This window comes from Leptospira kobayashii (assembly GCF_003114835.2).
GTDB classification, from domain to species: Bacteria; Spirochaetota; Leptospiria; order Leptospirales; family Leptospiraceae; genus Leptospira_A; species Leptospira_A kobayashii.
This window is the reverse complement of sequence record NZ_AP025028.1, coordinates 471,338-497,002: the sequence shown is the minus strand read 5'-3', so window position 1 is coordinate 497,002 and position 25,665 is coordinate 471,338. Positions and strand designations below refer to the sequence as shown.

29 protein-coding genes are annotated in these 25,665 nt (G+C 40.8%); 14 read left to right on the top strand and 15 right to left on the bottom strand.

The window, feature by feature from the left end; all coding sequences use genetic code 11:
* Positions 1–70: 70 nt before the first annotated feature.
* The 3 genes from DI077_RS02405 to eat form a co-directional block, all read right to left on the bottom strand.
* Positions 71–376: a HigA family addiction module antitoxin gene (locus DI077_RS02405; RefSeq protein WP_109022128.1), complete on the bottom strand. Its 306-nt coding sequence runs from the start codon at positions 374–376 to the stop codon at positions 71–73.
* An 11-nt stretch (positions 377–387) separates the two neighbouring features.
* The gene (locus DI077_RS02400; RefSeq protein ID WP_109022127.1) at positions 388–669 is read right to left on the bottom strand and encodes a type II toxin-antitoxin system RelE/ParE family toxin; all 282 of its coding nucleotides are present in this window, start codon (positions 667–669) and stop codon (positions 388–390) included.
* A gap of 70 nt (positions 670–739) precedes the next feature.
* Positions 740–2,080 (bottom strand): ethanolamine permease, encoded by a 1,341-nt coding sequence (gene eat / locus DI077_RS02395; protein ID WP_109022126.1) that lies wholly within the window; start codon positions 2,078–2,080, stop codon positions 740–742.
* Between the two features lie 360 nt (positions 2,081–2,440).
* Between eat and DI077_RS02390 the strand changes: the two genes are divergently transcribed.
* Positions 2,441–2,827 carry a hypothetical protein gene (locus tag DI077_RS02390; protein ID WP_109022125.1) on the top strand — a complete coding sequence of 129 codons (387 nt, stop codon included), beginning with the start codon at positions 2,441–2,443 and terminating at the stop codon, positions 2,825–2,827.
* Between the two features lie 114 nt (positions 2,828–2,941).
* Here the strand turns inward: DI077_RS02390 and pckA are convergent, their stop codons facing one another.
* Positions 2,942–4,537 (bottom strand): phosphoenolpyruvate carboxykinase (ATP), encoded by a 1,596-nt coding sequence (gene pckA, locus DI077_RS02385; protein WP_109022124.1) that lies wholly within the window; start codon positions 4,535–4,537, stop codon positions 2,942–2,944.
* Between the two features lie 70 nt (positions 4,538–4,607).
* Between pckA and DI077_RS02380 the strand changes: the two genes are divergently transcribed.
* Complete coding sequence (locus tag DI077_RS02380; protein WP_109022123.1) at positions 4,608–6,038, top strand: glycogen/starch synthase; 1,431 nt, start codon at positions 4,608–4,610, stop codon at positions 6,036–6,038.
* Positions 6,039–6,088: 50 nt separating this feature from the next.
* Here the strand turns inward: DI077_RS02380 and DI077_RS19760 are convergent, their stop codons facing one another.
* Positions 6,089–6,217 (bottom strand): hypothetical protein, encoded by a 129-nt coding sequence (locus tag DI077_RS19760; RefSeq protein WP_278321656.1) that lies wholly within the window; start codon positions 6,215–6,217, stop codon positions 6,089–6,091.
* A gap of 247 nt (positions 6,218–6,464) precedes the next feature.
* Here DI077_RS19760 and DI077_RS02375 point away from each other — a divergent pair, with 247 nt between their 5' ends.
* Both DI077_RS02375 and DI077_RS02370 read left to right on the top strand, forming a co-directional pair.
* Positions 6,465–7,973 (top strand): hypothetical protein, encoded by a 1,509-nt coding sequence (locus DI077_RS02375; protein ID WP_109022122.1) that lies wholly within the window; start codon positions 6,465–6,467, stop codon positions 7,971–7,973.
* Positions 7,974–8,061: 88 nt separating this feature from the next.
* Positions 8,062–9,450: a lipid A deacylase LpxR family protein gene (locus DI077_RS02370; protein ID WP_109022121.1), complete on the top strand. Its 1,389-nt coding sequence runs from the start codon at positions 8,062–8,064 to the stop codon at positions 9,448–9,450.
* Positions 9,451–9,512: 62 nt separating this feature from the next.
* Here the strand turns inward: DI077_RS02370 and DI077_RS02365 are convergent, their stop codons facing one another.
* On the bottom strand, positions 9,513–10,409 hold the full coding sequence (locus DI077_RS02365; protein WP_109022224.1) for an AraC family transcriptional regulator: 897 nt from the start codon (positions 10,407–10,409) through the stop codon (positions 9,513–9,515).
* Between the two features lie 128 nt (positions 10,410–10,537).
* Between DI077_RS02365 and DI077_RS02360 the strand changes: the two genes are divergently transcribed.
* From DI077_RS02360 to DI077_RS02345, 4 genes are all read left to right on the top strand, one after another.
* On the top strand, positions 10,538–11,395 hold the full coding sequence (locus DI077_RS02360; RefSeq protein WP_109022120.1) for an NmrA family NAD(P)-binding protein: 858 nt from the start codon (positions 10,538–10,540) through the stop codon (positions 11,393–11,395).
* 88 nt (positions 11,396–11,483) lie between these two features.
* Complete coding sequence (locus DI077_RS02355; RefSeq protein WP_109022119.1) at positions 11,484–11,858, top strand: DUF1304 domain-containing protein; 375 nt, start codon at positions 11,484–11,486, stop codon at positions 11,856–11,858.
* The gene (locus tag DI077_RS02350; protein WP_109022118.1) at positions 11,859–12,692 is read left to right on the top strand and encodes an RNA polymerase sigma factor; all 834 of its coding nucleotides are present in this window, start codon (positions 11,859–11,861) and stop codon (positions 12,690–12,692) included.
* Between the two features lie 4 nt (positions 12,693–12,696).
* The gene (locus DI077_RS02345; RefSeq protein ID WP_109022117.1) at positions 12,697–13,158 is read left to right on the top strand and encodes a hypothetical protein; all 462 of its coding nucleotides are present in this window, start codon (positions 12,697–12,699) and stop codon (positions 13,156–13,158) included.
* A 74-nt stretch (positions 13,159–13,232) separates the two neighbouring features.
* On the opposite strand, the gene DI077_RS02340 is transcribed toward DI077_RS02345, so the two are convergent.
* Both DI077_RS02340 and DI077_RS02335 read right to left on the bottom strand, forming a co-directional pair.
* Complete coding sequence (locus DI077_RS02340) at positions 13,233–13,643, bottom strand: DUF5329 family protein (RefSeq protein WP_109022116.1); 411 nt, start codon at positions 13,641–13,643, stop codon at positions 13,233–13,235.
* Between the two features lie 30 nt (positions 13,644–13,673).
* Positions 13,674–14,303 (bottom strand): TfoX/Sxy family protein, encoded by a 630-nt coding sequence (locus tag DI077_RS02335; RefSeq protein ID WP_109022115.1) that lies wholly within the window; start codon positions 14,301–14,303, stop codon positions 13,674–13,676.
* A 65-nt stretch (positions 14,304–14,368) separates the two neighbouring features.
* Between DI077_RS02335 and DI077_RS02330 the strand changes: the two genes are divergently transcribed.
* A complete protein-coding gene (locus tag DI077_RS02330; RefSeq protein WP_109022114.1) occupies positions 14,369–14,830 on the top strand; it encodes a GNAT family N-acetyltransferase in 462 nt (153 codons plus the stop codon).
* A 474-nt stretch (positions 14,831–15,304) separates the two neighbouring features.
* Here the strand turns inward: DI077_RS02330 and DI077_RS02325 are convergent, their stop codons facing one another.
* Together DI077_RS02325 and DI077_RS02320 are read right to left on the bottom strand one after the other, a co-directional pair.
* Entirely contained in the window at positions 15,305–17,053 is a 1,749-nt protein-coding gene (locus DI077_RS02325) for a hypothetical protein (protein ID WP_109022113.1), read from the bottom strand.
* A 54-nt stretch (positions 17,054–17,107) separates the two neighbouring features.
* A complete protein-coding gene (locus DI077_RS02320) occupies positions 17,108–18,142 on the bottom strand; it encodes a zinc-dependent alcohol dehydrogenase (RefSeq protein ID WP_109022112.1) in 1,035 nt (344 codons plus the stop codon).
* A gap of 102 nt (positions 18,143–18,244) precedes the next feature.
* Between DI077_RS02320 and DI077_RS02315 the strand changes: the two genes are divergently transcribed.
* Positions 18,245–18,829, top strand: coding sequence for a TetR/AcrR family transcriptional regulator (locus DI077_RS02315; protein ID WP_109022111.1), 585 nt, complete (start codon positions 18,245–18,247; stop codon positions 18,827–18,829).
* A 10-nt stretch (positions 18,830–18,839) separates the two neighbouring features.
* Here DI077_RS02315 and DI077_RS02310 read toward each other — a convergent pair whose 3' ends face one another.
* Positions 18,840–19,217, bottom strand: coding sequence for a hypothetical protein (locus tag DI077_RS02310; protein WP_109022110.1), 378 nt, complete (start codon positions 19,215–19,217; stop codon positions 18,840–18,842).
* A gap of 107 nt (positions 19,218–19,324) precedes the next feature.
* On the opposite strand from DI077_RS02310, the gene DI077_RS02305 reads away from it, so the two are divergent.
* Positions 19,325–19,774: a hypothetical protein gene (locus DI077_RS02305; RefSeq protein WP_109022109.1), complete on the top strand. Its 450-nt coding sequence runs from the start codon at positions 19,325–19,327 to the stop codon at positions 19,772–19,774.
* Positions 19,775–19,817: 43 nt separating this feature from the next.
* Here DI077_RS02305 and DI077_RS02300 read toward each other — a convergent pair whose 3' ends face one another.
* From DI077_RS02300 to DI077_RS02290, 3 genes are read right to left on the bottom strand one after another with little or no spacing between them, the layout of a single operon-like run.
* Positions 19,818–20,387, bottom strand: a complete 570-nt coding sequence (locus tag DI077_RS02300; protein ID WP_109022108.1) for an RBBP9/YdeN family alpha/beta hydrolase — start codon at positions 20,385–20,387, stop codon at positions 19,818–19,820.
* 2 nt (positions 20,388–20,389) lie between these two features.
* Entirely contained in the window at positions 20,390–21,058 is a 669-nt protein-coding gene (locus DI077_RS02295; RefSeq protein ID WP_109022107.1) for an NrsF family protein, read from the bottom strand.
* On the bottom strand, positions 21,055–21,612 hold the full coding sequence (locus tag DI077_RS02290) for a sigma-70 family RNA polymerase sigma factor (protein WP_242935319.1): 558 nt from the start codon (positions 21,610–21,612) through the stop codon (positions 21,055–21,057). The genes DI077_RS02295 and DI077_RS02290 overlap by 4 nt, the downstream gene beginning before the upstream one ends.
* Before the next feature lie 130 nt (positions 21,613–21,742).
* On the opposite strand from DI077_RS02290, the gene bufA2 reads away from it, so the two are divergent.
* Genes bufA2 through DI077_RS02275 form a run of 3 tightly spaced genes read left to right on the top strand, consistent with a single transcriptional unit; the run spans position 21,743 to position 23,605 of the window.
* Positions 21,743–21,997 (top strand): BufA2 family periplasmic bufferin-type metallophore, encoded by a 255-nt coding sequence (gene bufA2, locus DI077_RS02285; protein WP_109022106.1) that lies wholly within the window; start codon positions 21,743–21,745, stop codon positions 21,995–21,997.
* A 5-nt stretch (positions 21,998–22,002) separates the two neighbouring features.
* Entirely contained in the window at positions 22,003–22,863 is an 861-nt protein-coding gene (gene bufB, locus DI077_RS02280) for an MNIO family bufferin maturase (protein WP_242935318.1), read from the top strand.
* A complete protein-coding gene (locus DI077_RS02275) occupies positions 22,829–23,605 on the top strand; it encodes an HvfC/BufC N-terminal domain-containing protein (RefSeq protein ID WP_109022104.1) in 777 nt (258 codons plus the stop codon). Before bufB ends, DI077_RS02275 begins: the two co-directional genes overlap by 35 nt.
* Here DI077_RS02275 and DI077_RS02270 read toward each other — a convergent pair.
* Positions 23,602–25,566: a PP2C family protein-serine/threonine phosphatase gene (locus tag DI077_RS02270; protein ID WP_109022103.1), complete on the bottom strand. Its 1,965-nt coding sequence runs from the start codon at positions 25,564–25,566 to the stop codon at positions 23,602–23,604. The genes DI077_RS02275 and DI077_RS02270 overlap by 4 nt on opposite strands.
* Between the last annotated feature and the right edge of the window lie 99 nt (positions 25,567–25,665).

Here is a 25,665-nt window from a genome sequence, read left to right as displayed (position 1 = left end):
GGCTTCTCTTTAACTCCAAAAACACTATACATTAAAAATGCAAGCGGTGCAATTAAGCGAACGACTTCGTTTAACTCGCTTTAAGTTCAGAAAATCTCTTTATAGATTTTAACTCATTTTTCAATTCATCTTGTTTCATTTCCAAGTCGTAGTGAGCTTGAATAGATAACCAAAATTCGGGAGAATTTCCAAAGAATTTAGAAAATCTTAAAGCTGTATCGGCAGTGATTGCCCTTTTTCCATGAATAATCTCACTAATTCTTTTTTGATCGATGAGAGTACTTTGAGCAAGTTTATATGCAGATAATTCCATTGGCTTTAGAAAATCTTCTAAGAGAATTTCGCCCGGGTGAATATTCATTAATTCTTTATTCATACCAAAACTCCTTAATGATAATCTACAATTTCAACATTTTCTACAGACCCATTGTTCCAGGTGAAACATATTCTGTATTTCATGTTAATGCTGATAGAATGCTGACCAATACGGTCATTACTAAGTTGATGTAATCTGTTTCCCGGAGGGATTTTTAGATCTTCCAAATTTTTTGCACTATCAATATGAATCAGTTTCCTTCTAGCAGTTCTCTGAATATCTTTAGGAAATTTCTTCGAAATAGACCCATTCCAAATAGCTTCAGTGTCCTTATCTTTGAAGGATTTAATCACAAGTCAATACTGGTGCCTCAAGATAGTGGTGTCAATTACCATTATTCCTAATTGGAGTTTTTTATTACTGTCATGTATGAACTTGCTTCCGCTCTCCCCTTCTACCCCACAACATAAACCCCACAGTCGACACAGCAAACCCAACAAACAAAAGTAAAGCGACAAAAGGATTACTGTAAATTACAGAAACCAAAGCTACTAAACCCAAAACCAAAGCGATCATTGCCAAAACAGGATAGAATGGCGCTACATAAGGTCTCGAACGATTCGGTTCTTTTTTTCTCAAAACGAAAAAAGAAATCATACTCACCACATACATCCCGCAGGCTCCGAGAGCGCTCGCTGTGATCAACTCCGAAGTTTTGCCCACACAAAGCGCCAAAAACCCTATGGCGGCACCGACAAACACTGCATTGACGGGAACATGGGTTTTGTGATTTAATTTTCCAAGGAAACCGGGCAAAAACTTTTCTTTGGACAAAGCATAGACCAATCGGGAGGAGCCCAATATGATTCCGAAAAGAGAAGCGATCAGTCCGAAAAGTCCGATAAACGTAAATATCTTCGCAATATAAGAATCAGTTCCATATAACTTTGTCAATACGAATGACAAAGGATAATCCAAGCCGGCCACTTCTTTCGTAGGAACCACACCTGCCGTTCCTATAAAAATGGAAGAAGCAAGAAAGATGAGAGTCCCGATTCCCGCGGCATAACCTTTTGGAATGTCTTTTTTGGGATCTTTGACTTCTTCGGCCGCCATGGCGACACCTTCCACGGCCAGAAAGAACCAGATCGCAAAAGGAATGGATTGAAAAAAAGAAGATAAGGAAAACTCGGCGAATGCGGGAAGTTTCGCAAACGATTGAAATGAAAAATAAGGAAGGATCGCTCCCAGATAAAGCAACAATCCGCAAATCGCAGTGATTGTAACAAACAATTCGAATCTCGCGGTCTGTTTGACTCCCAACAGATTGATGATCACCAAAATTCCGAAAAAACCGAAAGACGCATATAGATCGGGAATGACAGGAAATAGAAAATGAAAATAACCACCTAACGCAGATGCAATGGCGGGAGGCGCCAGAATGAATTCGGCCAAAACCAAAAACCCGCTGATAAACCCTCCTATCTTACCCAATGCCAAATGAGAGTATGCGAAAGGTCCGCCCGAATGAGGAATGGATGCCGCAAGTTCGGTAAAACAAAGTGCAAAACAAATATAAAAGACCGCGATGATAAATACTGCGAGCGCAAATTCCCAAAATCCTGCGACTGACCAACCCAGGTTCCATCCGAAATAATCTCCCGAGATCACAAGCCCCACTGCAATTCCCCAAAGATGAATCGGACCTAAGGTTTTATGAAGACCTGAATTTTCTTTTGATTGCGATTGTTCCGGATGATTCAAGTGGTACCTCTGACGGATTGGTTAGTTCATCGAACAGAAAGAACAAAAATCGGTCGAGTAAAGATTTATGGAAATGTAAAGATACCATGTAACAAAAACCAGGTGATGTAGTGAAATTCGGCTTTTTGTTCGCTAAAACGGCAAAAAATCCCCAATTATTTGTTTACAAAGAAAGAATCGGGAAATATAAACTTACAATTAGAATAATAGGAATAGTAAGATGCAAAATGTACAATGTATAGATAAAGTTCCATCTCTCTTCGGAGCAAGGGAGATGCTTCTTGCGGTGGCGAAGCCATGGACTGCCGAAGCGAGTGCACACATGGAGGTTACGCGCACAGGAGCGGGGAGCATCGAACGATGAAAAAACATCTATTGCGAATTTCGATTTTCGGTGTGGTCCTTTGGATCGTGCCTTTTTTTGTTTCCTTCGGTTTTTATTCTCCCGAAGGCAAACTACAAGGAGATCTTTTTTTATTCAAAACAACGATGATCCTTGTTGGAAGTTTAACCGGCTGTTACCTGCTCTATCGTTTGGCAAAATTGAAACCGGAGTCGGCACTGATCACATTTACAGGAACCGGAATCCTTTGGTTTGTAGAAAATATCGTTCTTGATTTTTTGATTTTGATCCCGATGTCCAAGATGTCGCTGGGAGATTATTTTGTGCAAATCGGGCTTCGCTACTTAACCATGATCTTTATCGCAACCACGGTTGGGGCGAGCATCGAGGCACAAAAAAAGTAAATTGGAAACGATATCAGTTAAAAAATAGAGATGAGTCAAAATATAAAAAACCCGCATTGTTTAGATGCGGGTCTTCACTTCGGTAGTACCGGAATCTTTGTCGTTTAATCTAAATTAAGCGACTGGACCGAAAGCACTGAAGTCGAACTCTTTCGAACCACCTGTTAAATACTTTTTGTAGTTTTCTACAAATTGTTTCGCAAGATCTCCCGCAGTTTTATCATAGTCCGCTTTGTCCGCCCAAGCATTGCGCGGGTTGAGGATTTGAGAATCCACTCCGGTCACTGTTTTAGGGAAAGAAACTTGGAATACAGGGTGTTTTTCGAACTCTGATTTTTCAATGTTACCGTTTAGAATTTCATTGATGATCTGGCGGGTTGCAGGAAGGTTCATACGTTTTCCCACACCATACTTTCCACCTACGAGTCCTGTGTTGATCAGGTAAGCATTTACATTATGCTTTTTCATTTTTTCACCGAGTAACTTTGCATAGAAAGTCGGGTGAAGGGTCATGAAAGCCTGACCGAAACATGCTGAGAAAGTTGCTTGCGGCTCTTTCACACCACGTTCCGTTCCCGCTACCTTTGCAGTATATCCGGACAAGAAATGATACATCGCTTGTTCAATAGATAGTTTGGAAACCGCAGGAAGAACTCCGTAAGCATCATAAGTTAAGAAGATCACAGTGTTCGGGTGACCTGCCTTGGATCCCGGTTGAGTGTTTTCAATGTGGAAGATAGGATAAGATACACGGGTGTTTTCCGTTTTTGCCGCAGAAGAATAATCCACTTTTTTGGTAGTAGCATCGAATACTACGTTCTCAAGAAGTGCATCTCTTCGGATCGCCGCATAAATCTCAGGCTCAGTTTTAGGATCGAGATTGATCGTCTTCGCATAACAGCCACCTTCGATGTTGAAGATACCGTTGTCATCCCAACCGTGTTCGTCATCGCCGATGAGTTTGCGGTTCGGGTCTGTGGAAAGAGTTGTCTTTCCTGTTCCTGATAAACCGAAAAACAAAGCGGAATCTCCCGCAGCACCTACGTTCGCAGAACAGTGCATAGTCAAAACGCCTTTGAGAGGAAGGTAATAGTTCATTACGGAGAAGATACCTTTTTTCATCTCTCCACCGTATTCCGTTCCACCGATGATACAGATCTTTTTAGCAAGGTGGAAGATTACGAATACATCCGAGTTCAAACCGTGCTCTTTGTACTTTGTGTTTTTGTAACCGGAAGCATTGATGATTGTAAATTCGGGAAGTAGATTTGCCAATTCGTCTTTTGTAGGACGAAGAAACATGTTTGTGCAAAAATGATGTTGCCAAGCTCTTTCCGTTACTACGCGAAGAGAGATGCGAGTGTCCGTGTTGGTTCCTGCATGACCGTCAAAGACATAAAGTTTTTTGTTGTCCAAAAACTTTACAACTTCCGTATAAAGTTCGTTAAAGATAGCTTCGGAAACCTTTGTATTTACAGGTCCCCACCAAATGTTTCCATTGGAAGAAGGTTCATCTACAAAGTATTTGTCTTTAGGAGAACGTCCCGTAAAAATCCCGGTATCCACCATCACTGTACCGTTGTCAGAAACTACGCCTTCTTTGTTGTTGATTTCGTGCTGGTAAATTTCGTCGTAAGATAGGTTATGGAAGACTTCAGATGGTTTCAGGCCGAGCTCTGCAAGGCCGCGTAAGTTAGTGGATACTGACATGGATTTCTCCTAGATTTCAAATCGTGTTTTTCTAGCTTCCCATTTTGCGAGTCGGTGTCAATAACAGAATATGAAGATTCTTCACGCTACGGCGGAATATTTTCCCTACATAAAGATGGGGGGTCTTTCGGACATGCTCGCTTCTTTGTCCAAAGAACAGTCACAAAACCATCAAGTTTCCGTGACTTTGCCTCAGATCCGTGGTCTGAAGGAAAAGCCTGATTTCACAGGAAAGACTATCCCGATCCTGCCCCCTTTTCCCGAAAAAACAAACGTTGTTCTTGAGATTTTGAAGGATTCCTGCTTCCGGGAAGCGGAGAAAGGAAGACTCAAACTCTATTTTTTCGATTCTCCTCTGTTTCGGGATCTGGAAACCATCTACGGAAATAGCGACGAACATTTCCGGTTTGCCGTTTATTCTTATGCCGCTTTTTACCTAAGCCAGGTCCTGGATGCGGATGTTTTCCATGCTCACGATTGGCACACTGCGATGGCCCCTGTTTTGCAAAAATATTCTCCCGAAGGAAAACCGTCCGTATTCACCATCCACAACCTTGCCTACCAGGGAGATCATCCTCTTTGGATGACTGGATTTTTGAAAGAAGCGCCTTTTTTACTTCATCCCGAATTTCTTTTGCACGAAGGAAAAACAAATTATCTGAAAGCAGGGTTACTTTCCGCAGACCAGATAACAACCGTAAGTCCCGGATACAGGGAAGAAACTTTATTGGATGCGAACGGATTCGGGCTCGCAGAAGCACTTCGCCGGAGAAGCGAAGACTATACGGGGATCATCAATGGAATCGATCCGGAAGAATGGAATCCGTCGAATGATATCCGTATCTTTGAAAGGTTCGATAGGAATACAAACAAAGAAGGAAAGTTAAAAAACAAAATCGAACTCTATAAAGAAATCGGCCGTCCATTGATCGATCCGGACCGGTCTCTTGTGGGAATCATAGGAAGGCTTACTTATCAAAAAGGTTATTCCGTGTTTTTACAGAGTTTCCAAGAGAGAAAACATTTATCGCATTATTATATCTTCCAGGGTGCGGGAGAAAAGGATTTGGAAAATCCCCTCTTCCATCTTTCCCATACGGAACAAGATCGTATCTATTTTTATAAAGGTTATAGCGAAGAGCTTGCCCGCAAAATCGAAGCAGCGTCCGATTTTTTTCTAATGCCTTCCTTATTCGAACCTTGCGGACTAAACCAACTTTACAGCCATGCTTACGGAACGATTCCGATCGTATCCAGAGTTGGCGGATTGAAAGATACCGTTGTAGAATCTTCGCAAAACAAATACTATACGGGAATCGTATTCGAACCGAACGACCCTTCTTCTTTGGGATATGCATTGGAACGGGCGGAAACTTTGTACAAAGACAAAATCAAATTTTATGAAGTCAGAGAAAACATAATGAAACAAGACTGGAGCTGGAAAAACAGAATGGGGGAATACGAAACCGTTTACAAAAGAGCGATCGCCAAACGGAAGTAAACTGGTATTTGAAAATCAAACACGGGAAAGTCTAATGACCGAAGGAAATTTTATTTATAAAGCAAATCCTCTTCTTCGGAAAAATCAAAGTTCTTCCATCTTTCCAAAGCAACCCTCATATCTTCATTCGCTTCCAAAACTTCCTGGTAAATTTCGCTGATCTCATCTTGTAATGACATGGGAAATACCTCTCGCCTGCATTAAAGTTCTACCACAAGCGGGGAATCTGACAATCCATTTCCGCTATCACGGATACTATGTTCATCATAATGGATACGAATTTAAACAAAAAGAAGGATATTTTTACAGATCAGCAATTCATTCAAATTGAATTGTTATTTTTATAGATTCGGGTACCGTTTTTAGAAATTCAGTTTTGCTAAAAAAGCGATAACCACTATGAAATTTATCTTCTATCTATCATTCATGTTTCTCCAGATTCTCGGACTGGCTGGTTGCAAAATCAATTTGAACAACCAGGGAGATCCTCGGTCTTCCGGGTTTTTCCAAGCGGGACTGATGAACGAGTTTCTGACTCCTCATTGCAGAAATTGGGCAAACAATTTCGGAACAGGAAGATATCTTACCATGCTGAATGATCTCGCTACTCTCCCTAACGGTGATATCATCGCAACGGGGATTACCAACGAACCTTTGACTTCAGGAAACGATCTGATCAAAGAAACCAAAACTCCTTTTACGGGAGTTGCCGGAATCGATTCGAATATCTTTATCGTAAGAATTTCCAGTAGGACCGGGGCTGCAGCATGGATAGATTATCTGGGGAAACCACAAAGCAGTGATTCGGCGAGACCTACAATTAAAGTTTCAACTTCCGGAGAAATCGTTATAGGGGGAGTTGCAGTTCCGAGTGGTTTGACAAATTCGATTTCTCTCATGTCGGGAAATCCTTATTCATTCCTGTTGGCAAAGTACAGCCAGGATGGTACAAGGCAATGGCTGACTTATCTGGACAGCACGGACATCACCTGGCCGTTTGCATTCGATGTGGACACAAAGAACTATATTCATTTATTCTTAGGACTGAACGGAGGGAACAATCACTCCCCTCTTACCGAGTTTCCATCACCAACTAACGCACATTCCGGTGAAACGATCAATCCGGACATCCTGTATGCTTTGCTTTCTTCCAACGGGGAACCGATTTCCCAACAGTACATACAAGGGTTAGGAGCGGAAGAAGCGGTATCCGCAGTTCGAAGCGGAGACTTCGTTTATTTAGGAGGGACCGCTCAAAATTTATTGTCCACCCCGAACGTAACGACTCACCCTTTTCCCGGAAATAAAAAGAACTTTCTGGCAAAAGTAAAAGTAAATTCAAACGGACAACAGGAAATCCAATGGGTCTCTTACAGCGGCAGTGTATCTTCGGTAGAAAGCCGGGTTAGAAAAATTTTGGATGTGAAAGGCAATATTCTTTCATTGGGACTTGCCAGTGATTCTTTCGGAACCCCTGCGGAACCTAGTCAAACTTCAGGAAATAGAAATCTCACTTACGAAAGTTTTGATGCGCAAGGAAACTCTTTGTGGCATAGTTATTTCGGACACGCAAATGCAGACGTCATCGACGGAGCAGTCGCAACAATCATGTATCCGACCAATTCGGAAAGTATATATTCGACTACCATCAGCCAACCTGGCGGCGAAAGATTTCTGGTCTCAAGCTCGATTGAAGCCAATCAACCTTCCGGTATGTACCCTTTGGCGACTCTGAAGATAAATGCAAATACCGGAAAATTCCAACGGATCTTTTACGAACACAATAGACCCTATCCTGTACTTTATTATAAAAACCAAGTGATACAAACTTGTTTAGGTGCCATAGCAGTCGCTTATCAGGAGATCCCCATTTTTGGAAACGAAACAAGAGGATATTTTTCAATCAAAACTATAAAAACTTCGGATCTTCCTTAAATACGATTTTATTTAAAGTTTGGAAAAACTAATGATGAAAAGTGGTAGGTACAAAGCCGAATGAAACAAAACTAAGCTTTATTCTTGCATGTCTTTATCGAAACAAGCTTTCTTTGTTGCTATTATTGTTATTCTATCGCATGCAAATTTCTCTTCCTTGCAAAGTGAAGAAGAGAAAACTTCGAAAGACAATACTTTAGACAGCTCTCGCCAAGATCCCGCCAAACGAGTATTAAAACTTGGAATTGAAAATGATGTCATACTTTTGTCCGATCGGGAATACACTCATGGAACCAGACTTGAATACGGACAATATGAATTTTTGCATTCCCCTTCCGCCTGGATATTTTTAGGATTAAAAAAACTGATTCCTGTCTTTGCCGACAACTCCAAAGAATACAACGGATACTCATTAACCCAAAAACTTTTTACTCCTCAGAACACAATCCGCAAAGACATCGCCTACGGAGAGAGACCTTACGCAGGTTATATGCAAGCAAGTTCCATATCAACCTATTGGTGGAAACAAAGTTCTTTTACCATTGAAACAGGGTTCGGAGAAATAGGACCGAACGCAGGGGGAGAATACTTTCAATCCCAAGTTCACAAAGTCATCGGTGCCACTCATCCGCAAGGTTGGAAGAATCAAATTCCGAACAGAACCGTTTATCAACTGAACCTTGACTATAAATTTTTTTGGATCAAAGAACTGGGCATGGAAACGACTGTTAAATGGGGGAATTTCGATACTTCCGCTTCCTTAGGCCCGATTTTTCGTTTTGGAAAAATAGTGTCTCCGGTTTCGGGAGGGTTTACCTTCAATGATCCCACATCCGTATATCCGGTAGATGATACAGAATATTATTTTTTCATCAAACCGGAAGCGGTTTATCAATCCTGGAACGGCACATTGCAAGCAGGCAAAGATTCCTTTCAAAAAATGAAACATCATACAAGCGCAGATTCGTTGTATCGTTATGCCATATTCGATGCTTTGACTTTTTCCGAAGAAAAACCTGGATTTCAATTCTTGATTTTCAATACTCTTTTCAATGCAGGCAATCCCGTTTCCAATGATCTTTCCTTATTGATTGCAAGGGACTTAACACCGATCAGTGATTATAAATTCAGATACCCAACTATAGAATATTTTCTACTGGAAACCTTATTGAACGACAAACTGCCTTCCGGAATAGCACGTAGTCTCGCATATTCGTATTTACTCGGAGACGGAACCAATTTGAACAACAACTTGATTGTTGCTTCCAAAATATTTTTGCAAAACTCGGAAGGTAGCAAACATTATGCGGTTCCCATTCGAAATTTTCAAGGGAAGTTGACTTTGGGCCTTGCTTTACAAAGGCCTGATTGGTTTATACAGCTGGCAGCGGAAATTGCTACTTTGGATTATATTCCTTCTACCGATATCAGCCCGGTACACAGATATGCCAGCTTGCAAGCAGGTTTAAAGTTTTAGTCAAATCGACCCAAACCCGACCCCGACCCGAAGAACAACACAAATACAAATAAGAAGACCGGTTAGCCCGTCTTTTTCCATTCCCGGGCGGGAGAGACACCAAATAACCGTTTGTATGCTTTCGAAAAAGCAAACGCGGAAGAATATCCTACGGCCAATGCTACCTCTTCCAAATTGGTATCTTCTTTCATAAAAAGATCTCTCGCCTTATCCATTCTGATCCGGGTCAGATATTCCATAGGAGGGATATTCAAAACCTCTTTGAACTTATTGGCAAGCCCTGCCCGGGAGATACCGATGTTTTTTGCCAACGACTCTAATGTCCAATCGGCGGAAGGATTTTTGTGCATGGATTGCAATGCAAGTAGCACATGATTGTCGCGAAATGCCATCACCCATCCGGGACTGACACTCGGGTTTTTTGTTAGCCAATGACGGATCACATAGTACAACAAAATATCCGTTAGTCTCTGCAAAATCAAATCGGAACCGAAACCTGATTCCAATTCCTGGGAGATCATTGTAGTCGCGGTGTTTAGAGAATGATGTGCCGCGATGTCTTCGGCCCGCATCAAAATATGATCCGGCAATTCCAGAAAAAAAGGATGTTGGGGTTTTTCAGGAATTTCATACCGAACGGAAACAAATGTAGTTACCGGGAGACTATTCTTTGTTTGGTGCTCCCTCTTTTCATAGAACCTTTGTATTTCAACTACCTTGGCCTTGGGATCGGACAATAATTCATGAGTGAGACCTTTTGCAATGAAAAGGATATCTCCTTTTTTCAATTCGAATTGTTTTCCCAAAAATCTCGCGTAACAAGAACCTTGCGTGATGATGTGAAACCCTCCGCTCTTCTCGCAAGGAAACTGAAATCCCCAAGACTCGTGGATCGCATCCCGAGTGAGCAAATCGTTTTTCCAACCGGCCTCGTCCAAAATGGCAGATAGTAGATCCATAGTGAAAAAATCAGGGCTTATATCCAAAAGTCTACTAAATTATACGATTGGATATATTTTTAATACTTAAACACATAGACAGTCTTGGATTTAGAGAGTAATCTTAGATTCGTAAGCAGGAGATTTATATGAAGATATTTGTAAATGGCGCGAGCGGAAAAGTGAGCCAAAATGTAATCCAGGAACTATTGGAAGCAGGTCATGAAGTATTTGCAGGAACCAGATTTCCCGAAAAAGGCGAAAAGAAAACGGGAGTGACTTGGGTGGTTTCCGACGCTTCCGCACCGGAAAAAGGTTTGGAAGTGTTGGAAAAAGTAGATGCTGCGTTTTTCATCGCACCTCCCGGATTTACCAACCAATACGAGATTCTTTCCCCTTGGATCGAAAAAGCGAAACAGGTAAAATTGAAAAAAGTAGTTCTTATGACCGCAATGGGAGTCGAGTTTGCGCCGGATGAAGCACCTTTCCGCAAAACAGAGATTTTGTTGGAAAAATCGGGACTAAATTGGAATATCATCCGCCCCAATTGGTTTATGCAGAATTTTCATACTTTCTGGATCGCAGGGATTTTAAGTGATAAAAAGATCTATTTCCCGGCGGGAAATGCAAAAACAAGTTTTATCGATTCCAGAGATATTTCAAGCACTGCCGCCAAACTTTTGGTAAGCGGCGATAAATTCGCAAGCCAGGCATTCGTACTTACAGGCACGAAATCTCTTACGCATGATGAAGTCGCTTCGATCATTTCGAAACACACCGGCCTAAAAATCGAATATGTAAACGTAAGCCCGGAAGATTTCAAAAAGGGACTGCTTAGCGGAGGAGTGCCGGAAGATTATGCAAGTTTTCTAGTCATCATCGCAGGAGCACTTCGGGACGGTCATTCGGAGGCAATTACCGATTCGGTTCAAAAGATTACCGGAAAATCCCCTATTTCTTTCGATAAGTACGCAGAGGACAACAAAAACGCCTGGTTGGTAAGCTAAGGTTTATCCTTAAAAAGAAATTTTTTTCTGGAAACTGTCACAAAATGCGATCCTATCTTTGTCGAAAGATCTAAATCAGGAGGATTTAATGAATATCGCATCAAAAATTTTAGTAGGGTTTGTGGCAGTAGAACACCTTTTCATCCTAGTTTTAGAAATGTTCCTTTGGCAAAGTGAACTGGGTTTGAAAATTTTTAAAATGACTCCGGAAGTGGCGAGTGCCTCGGCTACTCTCGCAAAAAACCAAGGTCTTTATAACGGATTTTTGGCGGCGGGACTGATCTGGGCACTCGGATTTATTTCCGACAAATCTCAAAAATACGACACAACCGTTTTCTTTTTGGGATGTATCATCGTTGCCGCAATCTTCGGAGCGATTACTGCAAAACCTTCCATTATCATTTCCCAAGGGAGCCCTGCGATTATCGCACTCATCGTAACGTACCTTGCCAATAAAAAGTAGATGATTGATGATCCGCACTTAGATTTGTTAGACGGTTGTTTGAAAGGGGATAGAAAGTCCCTGGAAAAACTAGTCAAAGTATTTCAGGAAAAGATATTTTCCCTGTCTCTGAAGTTTTTATGGAACCCGGATGATGCGGAAGATGCTACCCAGGAAATACTGATCAAAGTCATTACAAATCTAGGCGGGTTTCGTAAAGAAAGCAAACTTTCTACCTGGGTCTATCGGATTGCAACAAATCATCTGATCAATTTTAAAAAGAGCAAAGAAGAATTGTCCCGAGTCAATTTTCGATTGATTCATTCCGAATTGCAAAAATCACAAACGATCCAAACCGAATTTTCCGAAACCACTTCTTATATTGCAATGAATGTACAGGCGGCATGCACCCATGCAATGTTACTCTGTTTGAAACGAAACCACAGACTTGCATTCTTATTAGGAGAAGTATTCCAGGTAACAAGTGACGAAGGCGGATGGATTATGGATATAACGCCTGCTAATTTTCGCAAAAAATTATCGCGTGCGCGAATCAGAATGAGCGAATTTTTAGGAACTCACTGCGGGCTTAGCAACGCAAAGAATGTATGCAGATGTGAAAATAGGATCGAATACTCTTTGAACAGAGGAAGAATCCACGCTTACCTGGACCTCTCTGAAAAAATGAAGGAATCCGGCGAATGGAAACAGATGCCTGTGCTACTCGCCGCATCCGATGAAGTGCGGGACGTAGCCGAGGTCTATAGATTCAGTCCTCAATTTAAATCCAGACGGGATGGATTAGAATTTCTAAAGAAAGAGATTTCCAGGGAATCTTGGAAATTGATACGTTGATCCGATGAATGAATATGAAACCTATGTTCGTGATATGAGCCTTAGATTCAAAGCCATCAATGCCAAAGCACCCGATCTTACCAGTGCCGAGCACTCTTATGAACGTGGATGGATTACCAAAGAAGAATTCCAAGCAACAGAACGCGAAGCGGTCGTTTTCATTTCCAAAAAAGAAGAGCTAACAAAAGAATATTATTCCAAATATTCCCCGACTGATAAAGACGCACTGGGATTTTTCAGTCATGTGAAAGACAGACTGCTTTCCTACCAAACCAAAGGAAACGAATATCTGAAACAATACCCGGATGACCCCAAAAAACAGGGATTCAACTTGGCGCTTACCATCTCGATCAACAAAGAACTGGATGCTTTCCTAAATCATCAGAAGATGAATTCGGAATTGGGTTGGATGTTTTGGACTTCTTTGGATATTTACGATTTAGACGAAAAGATCTTTGAGCTTTAAATTTTAAAAACCGAACCGGTTGCTTCGAAGGTTCAACCGCCCGCTATAAACACAAAAAATAAATTAAGCGGTTTTTATTTACAGGAATCGTTTATCTTTTTCAATTCCACTTCCAACCAACTTTGCGAAGTGACTGTTTTTCCGTCTTTCAATTTGATTTTGTACACTTCACCGGACAAAAAAGATTTCGAAGCGACCTTTTCGATAAACAACTTGGCAGTCCAGTCCTTAGGATCGGGAGCAAAGATGGATTTTTTGGCAGAATTTAATTTATAACGAAGATGTTCGGCGGCTTCTTTAGCACCATGTTCTTCTCCGTTTCGGATAAAAACACCATCTAACTTTTGTACGGAGAGAATCAAAGACTCGATCTTTTGTTCTTCCGTGAGCGGATTCCTGCATTCTGCGGAAAGGTTAATCGAAAAAGACAGAAACAGCAAAACCAATGTTATCCGATTTCGAAGTATGTAAAAAAAGGCTAACATTGGTTTATCGTAATTCAATGAAGAATGATCTTATTTGGATCTTTTTTTCTTCTTCGCCGCTTTTTTAGCTTTGGCTTTTTTTACCGGCTTCTTTTTGATACTCTTCTTTTTAGAAACAAGTTTTTTAGAAGACTTCTTTACCGCTTTTTTGGATTTTTTAGGAGCCGGCTTGGACTTTTTAGCCTTCGCTTTTTTCTTAGCTACTACCTTTGCCTTCTTTTTAGCAGGTTTTGCTTTCTTCTTTGCAGCCTTCTTTTTAGGAGCGGATTTTTTAGCCTGTGGAGCAGGAGAAGCCGCTTTTGCAACGGGTTCCGGTTTTGGAGCCGGTGCTTCCGGTTTGCTTCTAACAGCTGCTTGGTAGGCAAGTTCTGCCCATTCTTGCAAGTCTTCCGGAGATTCCCAAACTTCCGATGGGAAAGTCCAGTAACTCATCACAGAAGGAGCGCCTTCTTTTCCGTCATAGGTAAAAGGTCGTCCGCCGGCAACTTGGAATTTGGAAATTGTTTGGCTGTCTGTCTTTAGATATAGCACATCTTCGGCGACAAGACCGAACATAACTCCGTCAAGATAGATGCCATAACCACCAAACATAGCTCTGGCGGTCACATTTCCTAGGATAGATAATTTTTCGAGGGTTTCTTCAACAAATGGATTGGACATAATGGTTTTCACTGACAAATACTGATCGACATAGTCTCATTTGTCAAACAAAACTAATAAACTGTATGGCAGAGATTCAAATCAAAAAAGAAAAATCCGACTCACCCGTTGTTTACAAAATGAGCAATGCACTTTGGGAAGAAATCCAAACGCGTTATTCGTTCCAAGCACCCAATCCTTACGAAGCCAAAGATTTTGCAGAAGACTGGTCCGGAGTTTGGATCGCCTACGATGGGGAGACTGCCGTAGGAAGCATTGCCCTTTTGCCCTTCGAAGGAGAAGAGAGTGAATTGGATCTGATGTTTGTGTCAAAAAACCACAGAAAACAAGGGATTGCGGAAAAACTTTTGGCAACGGTAGAATCTTTTGCCACGGAAACCGGCTATACAAGCATCAAACTACGTGCAGGTGAACCCCAACCTGAAGCAATCGCCTTTTACAAAAAGATGGGTTTCCAACCGATCTCCAGCTTCGGCAAATGGAAGTCCGATCCGACCGCACTCTGCTTTGAAAAAACCTTAGACTGATTTCCCGAAATACGAAAGAACCTTTTGGATCATGGGCGCCTCGGATGTTTTTTGGTTTTTCGGATTCTTTTGCGAAATCGACCGGGGCTCTGCCTCGGCGGCAACGCTCGCTTCGCTGGTCGGTCCCTGGCGCAGGGCTTCTGTCAGGGACGGAGGATAGAAGGAGTTTTTAGGATACTATCCCCGCCCTATCGACATTGGGTGGGGTTAACCACCCGCCACCCAATGCGCTCCTTCTATCACATCGCCTTGCTCTTGTAAAGCGAAGCATTGGTTCCTGAAAATTTTATTCAAATAAGTTCGCCTTTTTGCCAAAAACCGCCTTCCCGACCAGGGATACGAAGGGCTTGGTCCGCGCCAGCGACCGAGCGGATTTCCGCGAGCCCGCAGTAGCTCGGGCCCCGAAGCGAAAAGCTTCGGGGTGAGCGCCCCAAAAATAAAAAATTAATTCCACCTAATGTTTGTAAATCGAAATTAAATCCCTTTGAACAGATCGATACACAACAATTCGGACTGATACTTAAAAATCAAATATCCGTGAAAGCTGACGGCAAATCCTTCCAAAGAACGAAGTTTCACCTGGTTTATCTCCTGCCCTTCCGGATTCCAAAGAGTTAGAAGATAATTATCATCCACTCCGTAACCCGTATAATTCGATTGAACAAAACAAATATTTTTACCGTCAAACGTGAATAAGTTGACAAAAGGAACTTCCGAAGGAGAGACCCGAATCTCTTCTCCTTCCAAAGAAAAGAGACGGATTTGTTTATAGTCTTCGCAAAAGACCAGTCTGTTTTCCGTGACAAGAGTCGGTTCCGGTTTATCATCCAAAGCATGGGGGCCGAGTGTATCCGTACATGTATATGGAATTTTTTTTACGATCTCCAAATCGAAATTCAAAATATAAGATTCGTCATAAGCAAAGGGAACAAAATATCCATTTGGTAAGGGCGCAGGAGTGGTCCGTAAAAAATGAGTCAAACTCACACCGCTCTCCATTTTTTGTTGAAACTCCTTTACCACATGAGTTCTGGGATTTTCCACATGCGCATAATAATAGAATACATTCATATTCGAATCCATAAACACGGGATGATACGGGGACTTCCAGGAAGAGAGTATCTTCCACTTGGCATCGAATAGTATGAAACCTTTCATAGTATATGCAAGAATTTTCCCGTCTTCATCTATCTGTAGTTTGCCGGAGAATATATGACCATCGGGGAGAGAAAGATTTATGATTTCTTTTTTATTTTTTAAATCGAAAGCCTTTAAGGAATGACCGCTCGGCAAATAGAGACTGTCATCCCAAATCGTGACCCTGAAATTATGAACGGTTCTATTTTCGGAATAATCCCTTTCTTCCGGGGAAATCACTTCATAGGCTTTCCAGGAAAGATGTTCTTCTAACAAGAGTTCACCGTCCGTGGAATAAACCCTCAATCTATCCGGACGGTTCAATCGGGAATAATGTTCCGATCCCATTTGCAGCCCGTGCAAAGTGCAAAGATACCCGCCTTGATAAAACAATACAGGCAGTTTCATTCCCCCGGAAAAAGGAGCGGGCAAATCCGTTTTCCATCCCGCTTTTCCCGTTTTATGATTCAAAGATTGCAAATACGATCGACCGTCTTCCCCCTCTTCCACCCAAATCACGAAGTCTTCCAAAGTATAAAATTCGGAAGAGATGATTTTGGAATTTTCAGGTAAGGCATAAATGGAATTTGCACCCATGTGAAATCCGTCTTCTTTGAACCTGCGGAATTCTTCCGGAGCAATGCTTTCGTACCATTTTTCCAGCCAGAATTTAATGCTGCTGTCCAAATCCGGCTTTTGCTCTCTGTAGAGTCGGATGAGATTTTGTTTTTCCTTTTCTTTCAGCTTATCCAAAACGGAAGTTCGAAAGTCGTAAGGCATGGATATTTCACCTAATTTTAGTAAGTTGTCCAATGTAGGTTGAACTACGGCTTCCCTTTCTATTCCTTTCAACAAAGTGGCAGTTTGTTCGTAATACTCCGGATAGGTGGAACGGGGATCTCCCGTGCCTCGGGATTGGATTTTCCAAATGGAGTCGCAATCGGAACAACGATAGATTTCCGAAAAAACCTGAATTGCATTTCCTACCAAATCATCGATCGGAAAATCATGATGGTATTCCTCTCCGCCTAGAGCGACGGAACGGGAAAAAGACTCGGATTTTTTGCTGCAATAAAGGCAAGACATGGGGAAAGAATATCGACCTTTCCCCATCTGTCAAAGAAAGCATTTACTATCTTATCAATTTATTGCCGATTGGGTGATCACAAGTTTGGTACTAGGTTCGATCCAAGCATCCTTCGCATCCGAAAACGATGCCACCTTCGTGACAATCGGACCCGGATCATAAATCCCTGACTCGACGAGAGACAAAATCTTTGTCATATACTCTCTGGAATCCACCCTGGTGATATGTAATTTTGCACCCGCATTATAAAGTTCCAAATAAGGAATCTCCCATTTATTGGTCCAAAAAATAGATGCGGAAGTGAACACTCCGTTCGGTGCAATGGATCGCATCGCCATGTCCCACCCCTCTTTGGTAGAAGCGCATTCACAAACCAAATCGAATTTTCCGGCAGACTTGGGATATGTTTCCATATACTCGCAAGGAATCCCTAGAGAGCTGGCAAGATCAATCCGTGCCTTATCCGTATCCCAATAAACAACTGTTCCTCGGCCCATCCGATGAGCAAGGAGTGCGGTATACAAACCTATGCTTGCGGCCTGTCCCCCCACTACCAAAACCTTGGAATCCGGTCTTGTTTCCAAATATTTTCCCGCAAGCTTCCACGCTTCTGCGATATTATCGGATAAACTGGCAACCGCTACGGGATTTGTAGATTCTTTTATAGGAAGTAACATCTGTGATGCGTAAGGGACAAGAACCGATTCCGCAACGGCACCTCCGTAGATTTGCGCTCCGGGTGCCATTCCGAAACTGGTAACAGGGGGCAAAGTGGTACAAGATTTGGAATCCGCGGCAAGACAGCTCGGACAGGTTCCGCAGGAAATCTGAAAAGATACAGCTACTCTTTGTTTGGTGGTAAACCGGTCGCTCAAGTCGTCTGACACGGAAATGATTTCACCCACGAACTCATGCCCCAAAGGAAACGGAGGACGAAATAAGGTTCTTCCGGTTACGATTCCTATGTCCAGATCGCAACGAGCGATGGCGATGGGACGAACCAATGCCTGGTTTTTGCCTGTAATTTTGGGACTGGGAACCTCTTCCCATTCCAAGACCCCTTTTTTCCGAAATACTAAGTGTTGCATAGAATTCACCAAATTAGACAGATTTGTCTAATTTTTAAATGTTAGGAAATTTTTGTCCAGAAAAAATTAGACAGAATTGTCTAATTCAAAAGGATCGATATTATGGACAAACAAAAGCCAAAAGAAAGGATACTCAGCACGACCAAATCCCTTTTCTACCGGCAAGGGTATGATCGGACGGGCATCAACCAAATCCTGGAGGAGTCCCGTTCCCATAAACAGAGTTTGTATCAATACTTTCCTTCCAAACAGGATTTGGGAAAGGCCTACCTCGAAGAACAAAGATTAGATTTACTCAATTTACTCCGGGGCCTTTCCGAAAAAAAAGAAGATCCCAAGGAATGGATTGCTGCTTGGGTAAGCGTATTGAAACGACAGGCGAGAAAGGAGGATTTTTTCGGATGTCCTTTTGCCAATTTTTCCGCACAAAGCTTGGAAGAAAAAAGCATATTCCAGGAACAATTGCAAACCGTGATCAAAGAATGGATTCTAGTCTTTGAAACAAACTTTGACAAATGGAAAGAGAAAAAGTATATTTCACCTAACCTAAATTCATCGGTTTGTGCCAAAAAATCTTTGGTGATCTATGAAGGGAATATCCAACTCTTTCTGATCACCGGAAACAAATCTTATTTGGAATCCATCGAATCCGATTTTTTGGATTTGATCAGAGAACCGGTCCGCTAATTTATAAAAATCAAATCAAGGAACTGAGTTTAAAGCTAGGCCAAGATCCGAACCAAGTATGATAGTAGAGCACATAGATGCCGAATAACAGCCCGCATAAGATAAGAAAGATGGCCGTTTTGCGAAATACCAAAAGATTTCCCATCTCCACGGTAATCTTCAAAACGATCTTAGTCAGTTTATCAATGATGGAAAACAAAAACCAAAAAAGCAAAAGGATCACTCCCATACCTATCAAAGTCACGATCGGTTTTTCATAAAGACTGGTAAGACTCAATACCCGTCCGTTGATGTTTGTTACAACCAAATCGACTGCAAGTATGCAAAGTATGCGGAAATAAAAACCTAAAAAACGATGAAAGAGAGTTTGTTTGGGTGAAGAGGACATGGAATAAAATCATAGTTTCCGAGCCGAAATGGCAAGTACGATTTGCCAAAAATCGGTGGTAAAAATAATTAAAATTTCTGAAAAAGAAAAGATAGGTCTTAATATTTATGGACAAAGTTATAGAAAACAAATGGATTCCCGAACAGAAATTACTTATCTCTCATCTGGACGGTGCTATGGATATTGAAGACATCGCTGCTTGGGAATCTTCTTTACACCAATGTCTAAATCAAATCGAAGAGAACGGAACTTTTAAGATTTTTGTCAATCTCTACGGTTTCAGCGGAGCAAACGTAGAAGCACATAAAAGATTCAGATCAGTGATTCCCGAAACTTTGGCAAACTACGGTTGGAGAGTGGGATATTTGGATCTATTCGAGGAAGCCAAAGACCTGCAATTGAAAAACCATCGCGGTATTCAATGTTTGGCGGCTGTTCATGTCCATCAAGATGCCACAAAAATAGAAAAGTATGAAGAAAATTTCAGCAGAGAGAATGAACATTTTTTCACCGATCCGGCTCGGGCAAAAGAATGGATCACCGGGTTTGTAGTATAATTCGTAAACCTACCGGGTATTTCGAACCGCAAATATAGCTCTTTTACAATCTCCACAAAAACAAAGTTAGGTTTTTAATTCCTCCGAACCACGAACCTAACTTGCTTTCGGAATTGACATGCCCTTTTTTTCCAATATTTTTAAATTCAGCCCCCCAGTCCGAGGCGAGTTGTTCGGAAAAAGAAATCTCTGCATATGGATCATTTTCGCTAGCAAGAATCAGAGAAGGAGGAACCAACTTAATTCTTGTTAGCTTGGAAAATTCCGCAGCTTGAGAAGGAAAAACAGGCGATTTCGGATTAGGTGGCGCGACAAGCAGGATGGAAGCAACATAGTTTTGGTGAATTTGGTTTTCAAAAAAATAATGATGAACCAAAAGGCATCCCAGGCTATGGGCAATGATGATTTTTTTGCGATTGTTTTGCAATCTTCCCAACAACTCACCTAACGCAAATTGCCATTCCTTAAGATTCGGGCGATCCCAATCGGAGACGGAAATACGATAAGTGTTTGGTAAAAAATTTTCCCATTTTGATTGCCAATGAGATTCCCCCGAATTCCCGATGCCAGGAACAATGATAAAGTCGTATTTTCGAAAAAAGGGTAATTTCATAATTAAACTTTTAATAGGAAAGAATGTAAAACCTTTGTTTGAATCAGTTTAAATATCGTAAAAAAAATCAAACTATAAAACGGAATCGATGCAAGAGTATGCCAAGTGAGTATATGAGTCGATGTTTCATTGGCGCAAAAAAACGAGATTGCCATTTGAGCCAATGTAAAAGGCAACACATAAGCGGAAAATTGAAATAAAAAGGTAGGCTCTATAAAACCGTTCCTTAGGTATAAATTCAATAAAATCATAGGAATGATTGTCATCAAAAGAACTACTTCCGCACAACCCGGCCCGTGGCTTTTCCATTCCCCGGAAAGACCGGCAAGTAAACCTTTCTCCGTGAACGAAACGGAGAAAATCAAAAAACCAAACCAACTGACTAGAATTAGATTGTGGAACAGATAATCATAACCGGATTGTTTTCCTGGAATGTTTCTCTTGAACAAAACAAAACCGCAAGAAACAAAAACGATAGCCAAAGCCAGAATGGATTCCCAAAACCTTGGGATATGATATTGTCCGCGAATCATAAAGGAAGCGACCAAGATAACAAATATACTCAGAAAGGAATAGAATGCCCAAGTCAAAAACCGAAGGAGAGGACTTTTTAATACATGTACTTTCTTATTATCTTGTGTAAGTATCTCAATTAATTCTACTGTTTTCATAATTTCCCTCCCGGACGAATACGGATGATTTTATAAATTCTATGGGCCGCCGTTTTCACAGCGGACCTAGACATAGACATGACTTTCGCCGTTTCTGCAACGGACATTTTCTCCAACTTCAAAAGACGAAGGATCAATCTCTGTTTTTCGGAAAGTTTGTCCAATATTTCCTCGATACGTTCCTTGGTATCATCATCCGAATGAAAGTATTCTTTCTCCGGTAAATACTCGTTAGACTGAATAATTTCCCTTTTTTTCATACGTTCTTTTTTTCTGATATAATCGATTATCTTATATTTGGCGATAGTGGACAACCAAGGCAAAAACGATTTATCGGGTAAAAAAGTATGTTTGGAAAGATGGACTGCAATGAGAATTTCCTGAAGAACATCTTCCCTATCGTTCGGATCGTAAATTTTCACAGCGAGTGCCCTTCTTAAAATTTCGCTCGTTTCTTCCAGAAGTTTCCTGTAAGAAGACGAATCTCCTTCCTGAGAAGAGCGCATCAATCCGGATAATTCTTCCGGTGCAATCCTATTCCTGGATAGTTTCACCACTCTTTATTCACCTGAATGTTCAGTTCATAATTCAATTTATTTATAGAAATCAAATTATTTTTTTTAAGAATGTAACTTTTAGATTTTTCAAACGAAAGAAGATACAAATCAAATTCAGGAGTTTATTATGAATTACAAATCAGGAATCCTTATTGGCGCAGCCTTAGCCGGACTTACTTTCACATCTTGCATGAGTGCAAAAACACAAGTTGCGGAAAAAGCGGAAGGGGAATGTCACGGAATCAATGCCTGCAAAGGTCAGGGAGATTGTGGAGGAAAAGGACATTCTTGTGCAGGAAAAAATTCATGCAAAGGACAAGGCTGGAAAGGGACTTCCGAAAAAGATTGCGCATCGAAAGGCGGAAAGTTCGTAAAATCTTAAGATCGGTGGAACGTCTTACTTCCATATACGGTGTTGGTCTCAGACGAGAACATTATCCTTACTTATTGGAAAACCCGGATACGGGCATAGATTGGTTTGAAGTGATCAGTGAAAATTATATGAGCACAGAAGGAAGACCTATGTCCGTACTGGAATTCATCCGTAAAGACTATCCTGTCGCATGTCACGGAGTCGGTATTTCTTTGGGAAGTGCAACAGGAATTGATTCGAATTACCTGAGAGATTTAAAACAGCTGATCGATAGAGTGGAACCATTCTTGGTCTCAGATCATTTGGCTTGGAATGTCCAAAACAAAACTAGATTGCATGAACTGGTTCCCGTACCTTATAACGAAGAATGCCTGGAGGTAATAACAAATCATATAGACTATGTACAGAATGAACTTCAAAGACAGATAGCGGTGGAAAATATTTCCGCATACTTTAACTATAAATCTTCTTCGATGAACGAATGGGAATTCTTAAGTCAATTGGTACGAAGAACCGGATGTTCATTGCTTCTAGACATCAATAATATCTATGTGAATGCCAAGAACTTTCATTTTGATCCGATGGCTTTCATAGAACACATTCCTAAGGAAAGTATATCACAGATTCATCTGGCGGGTTTTACAGATATGGGAAATTTTCTATTCGATACACATGCAGAACCAGTGCATCGGGAAGTGTGGAATTTATTTGAAGCATCCTTAGCATATATTCCTGAAAATATCCCCATTATGATTGAATGGGATGAGGATGTTCCCGAATTTCATCGGCTGGAAGAGGAACTAAACAAAGCTCGAGAAATTATGAACAAGCGATATAAAAATGAAACTGAAAAAACTTCAAAATCTGTATTCTGAAAGTATTTTGTATAACAAGGATACCCCTTTTCAAAACCAAATTATCGCATGTAACAACTTAGCTCCGGAAGAAGCGATTTCCGTTTATAAAAATGCATACTTTTACAGGATGAAGGAAGTATTGGCGGATAATTTCGAAGCAATAAATTATGCGTTAGGTGATGAATTGTTTGATTTCGCGGCAGAAAAATTCATAAAAGAAACCTTTCATAAGTCTTATAATCTTTCCGACTACGGGGAAAATTTTCCGGATTGTTTGATGGAAATTTATCCAGAATTACCTTATTTGAAAAATTTGGCGGAATTCGAACTGAAATTTATTGATAGTTTTCATAAAGCAGAACATCTGAGTTTCGACTTTGCGAAAATTCAAAATCAAACCGATTTGGAAAATTCAATCTTGGTATTTGGCAAAAGTATAAAGCTAATCCAAAATCAATTTTCGATTTATCCGATTTGGAAAAACAGAAAATCAACTCAATCCCCTGATTTATCCAAAATTGATAATCAGGAATTTTTGCTACTCTATAAGCAGAATTCGGATATGTACATTCTTAGTCTGAAACCAATGGAATATTTCTTTATCGATTTACTGCTAAAAGGCGATCGAATCGGAGTTTCTTTGGAAAAAACGGCTGCTCTTTTTTATTTGGATCCAGAGATCATATCCGTCCTATTTGGAAAAATATCAGCGTCTGGAATAGTAACAAATATTATCTTACAAACCGAGAATACCGGTTAACTAATTTTATTTACCAGTCTTTTCAAAATGGGATGATTTTCCTCTTCAGCACCCACTTTACTCAAAAGATAATTTGCTCTTTCTTTGTCTCCCTGCAATCGATAAATATCCGCTAGGTGGATGAGGTTTTTAACATTTTCGGGATCGCGCAAACGGACTCTCTCGCTCAATTCCTGGGCCTCGCCCAGATAAGTCATGAATTTCGTTTGAGCAAATACTCTTTTGAATAATAAAGAAGTATGAAGCAGCCAAGCAGTGTCCGACGGATCTATTTCCAAAACCATACCGGCGTATTCCAAAGCTTGAAGTAAATTTTCCTTTTTCTCGTACAATCTTGCCAAAAGTTTCAATTCTTTCGGAGAAGCGACCACGGGATTGAAACTTTCACTCAATAGATCCAAAGCTTTTTCAAAATCATGAGCAAGCATTGCATCTTTTGCTTCAAAATAATTTTTACTCGGTTTAAAATGATTTTCTCCGGTATACTCCAATGAAATCAAACTGAAATCATCGGAAAAAGAACCGTAGGATTTCAACCGGGATTCCATCTCATAAAGATTTCCGTTTGCTTCTTCCAGTCTTTGTAAGAATTGAGTTTCGTCTTCGTTGATGATTCTTTTTCCACCGGAAGATTCTTCTATGACGATATCGTCTTTTCCGTCGGAACCGCAAAATATCTTATCACCTTGTTTCAGCTTAAAAACACTGATGGCAATCTGAGAAGGAATTCCGGTAACACCTAACTTATAAAAATGATGCTCATTTTCTACAAACCCTGCTTTGCCGTCACGGAATAAAATCATCCAGGGATGTTCCAAATTGATATAATACAATGTACCTGAAGTTTCTTCCAATAATCCGAAAATAGCGGATACAAGCATCCCTCCGTCAAAAGTTTCGAATACTTTTTGCAAATCGGTAAAACAATCCTTTAACCAACGTTCGGGGCTACGATTGGAAGAATTCGGATCCATTTTGGAACGAATGATGATGGAATTGTAAACCGCACCGAGTACGATGGCGCCCCCCGCTCCCTGAATGGATTTACCCATGGCGTCTCCATTGACAAACGCCTTGTATTTTTTCCCTTGGAGGATCAAATTATATACGCTAACATAATCACCGCCTAACTCGTATTCCTTTTCACGGAAGGAAAACTTTTTGTGTTGGCGGATCGTATAATCAATCTTAACAAATCCGCTTTCCACTTCTTTACCGACCAAAGGATTGAACAGAAGAGTAGTAAGAAAATAATCTCCGTCCTGTTTTGTTTTCAAATCCTGAATCTGGGCCATAGACAAAGATATCTCTTTGTTTTTTTCCAAAATCCTATGACGGCTTATGAAAGTGGTGAAACGAAATCTTTCGATGATAAATCCGCTGAAAAAACCTACAAGATAACTGATCGCAAGGTTTTGCATCGAGTAGGAAGCGGAATCGGTGGAAAGATTAGGATGAAAAATCAATACCGAAGTTAAAAAACAAAAAATGGATCCGATATAAAATAGAACGATTGTTCGTCTTTGAAAAGGCATAAAGACAAGCGACATGACAGCAATCTGAAGCCCGGAAACATAAGTCGGATCATCAGCAATCCTTCCTGTAAGAAACGCAGTCGCATTCAAAAGATAAAGGAATAGAAAATATGCCCAGCCAAGTCCTTTTCCCCTCGCTCTGATTTTAAAATATTTGTCAACGAAGTAGAGCATTAAAAAAAACAGACAGATAAGAGAGAGTCCGATTCTAAAATAGAACAATTCGGGAAATTCAGGATGTAATTTTTTATCCGTATCAAAAGCAAAACCCAACCAAACAAAGACTCCGATAAAGGAGCCGGGAAGGTGCAAAAGTCTCGCCTGCCTGTGTAAGTCGTCTAAATAATCTTTTGCATATTTTTTCCTATCTTCATCCAACTCAAACAGAGATTTAAAAGTTTTTTTGGTAAAGGAGACAAAGGACATAGTAGATACGCTTATTTACTATAAGTTCTCAGTAAATTGAGAAGATCAATTCGAATTAAAATCCGGTCGTAGCAAAAAGACTGCGATTTTAAGTAAATC

Bases quoted from the DNA above. Each gene is read 5' to 3' on its own strand.
- DI077_RS02335 (WP_109022115.1), bottom strand. From the start codon at position 14,303: ATGTCCAATCCATTTGTTGAAGAAACCCTCGAAAAATTATCTATCCTA.
- DI077_RS02295 (WP_109022107.1), bottom strand. From the start codon at position 21,058: ATGAAAACAGTAGAATTAATTGAGATACTTACACAAGATAATAAGAAA.
- DI077_RS02340 (WP_109022116.1), bottom strand. From the start codon at position 13,643: ATGTTAGCCTTTTTTTACATACTTCGAAATCGGATAACATTGGTTTTG.
- DI077_RS19760 (WP_278321656.1), bottom strand. From the start codon at position 6,217: ATGTCATTACAAGATGAGATCAGCGAAATTTACCAGGAAGTTTTGGAA.
- DI077_RS02355 (WP_109022119.1), top strand. From the start codon at position 11,484: ATGAATATCGCATCAAAAATTTTAGTAGGGTTTGTGGCAGTAGAACAC.
- DI077_RS02390 (WP_109022125.1), top strand. From the start codon at position 2,441: ATGAAAAAACATCTATTGCGAATTTCGATTTTCGGTGTGGTCCTTTGG.
- DI077_RS02320 (WP_109022112.1), bottom strand. From the start codon at position 18,142: ATGCAACACTTAGTATTTCGGAAAAAAGGGGTCTTGGAATGGGAAGAG.
- DI077_RS02370 (WP_109022121.1), top strand. From the start codon at position 8,062: ATGTCTTTATCGAAACAAGCTTTCTTTGTTGCTATTATTGTTATTCTA.
- bufA2 (WP_109022106.1), top strand. From the start codon at position 21,743: ATGAATTACAAATCAGGAATCCTTATTGGCGCAGCCTTAGCCGGACTT.
- DI077_RS02325 (WP_109022113.1), bottom strand. From the start codon at position 17,053: ATGTCTTGCCTTTATTGCAGCAAAAAATCCGAGTCTTTTTCCCGTTCC.
- DI077_RS02310 (WP_109022110.1), bottom strand. From the start codon at position 19,217: ATGTCCTCTTCACCCAAACAAACTCTCTTTCATCGTTTTTTAGGTTTT.
- pckA (WP_109022124.1), bottom strand. From the start codon at position 4,537: ATGTCAGTATCCACTAACTTACGCGGCCTTGCAGAGCTCGGCCTGAAA.
- DI077_RS02300 (WP_109022108.1), bottom strand. From the start codon at position 20,387: ATGAAATTACCCTTTTTTCGAAAATACGACTTTATCATTGTTCCTGGC.
- DI077_RS02350 (WP_109022118.1), top strand. From the start codon at position 11,859: ATGATTGATGATCCGCACTTAGATTTGTTAGACGGTTGTTTGAAAGGG.
- DI077_RS02330 (WP_109022114.1), top strand. From the start codon at position 14,369: ATGGCAGAGATTCAAATCAAAAAAGAAAAATCCGACTCACCCGTTGTT.
- DI077_RS02305 (WP_109022109.1), top strand. From the start codon at position 19,325: ATGGACAAAGTTATAGAAAACAAATGGATTCCCGAACAGAAATTACTT.
- DI077_RS02405 (WP_109022128.1), bottom strand. From the start codon at position 376: ATGAATAAAGAATTAATGAATATTCACCCGGGCGAAATTCTCTTAGAA.
- DI077_RS02375 (WP_109022122.1), top strand. From the start codon at position 6,465: ATGTTTCTCCAGATTCTCGGACTGGCTGGTTGCAAAATCAATTTGAAC.
- DI077_RS02365 (WP_109022224.1), bottom strand. From the start codon at position 10,409: ATGGATCTACTATCTGCCATTTTGGACGAGGCCGGTTGGAAAAACGAT.
- DI077_RS02275 (WP_109022104.1), top strand. From the start codon at position 22,829: ATGAAACTGAAAAAACTTCAAAATCTGTATTCTGAAAGTATTTTGTAT.
- DI077_RS02360 (WP_109022120.1), top strand. From the start codon at position 10,538: ATGAAGATATTTGTAAATGGCGCGAGCGGAAAAGTGAGCCAAAATGTA.
- DI077_RS02315 (WP_109022111.1), top strand. From the start codon at position 18,245: ATGGACAAACAAAAGCCAAAAGAAAGGATACTCAGCACGACCAAATCC.
- DI077_RS02270 (WP_109022103.1), bottom strand. From the start codon at position 25,566: ATGTCCTTTGTCTCCTTTACCAAAAAAACTTTTAAATCTCTGTTTGAG.
- DI077_RS02345 (WP_109022117.1), top strand. From the start codon at position 12,697: ATGAATGAATATGAAACCTATGTTCGTGATATGAGCCTTAGATTCAAA.
- DI077_RS02380 (WP_109022123.1), top strand. From the start codon at position 4,608: ATGAAGATTCTTCACGCTACGGCGGAATATTTTCCCTACATAAAGATG.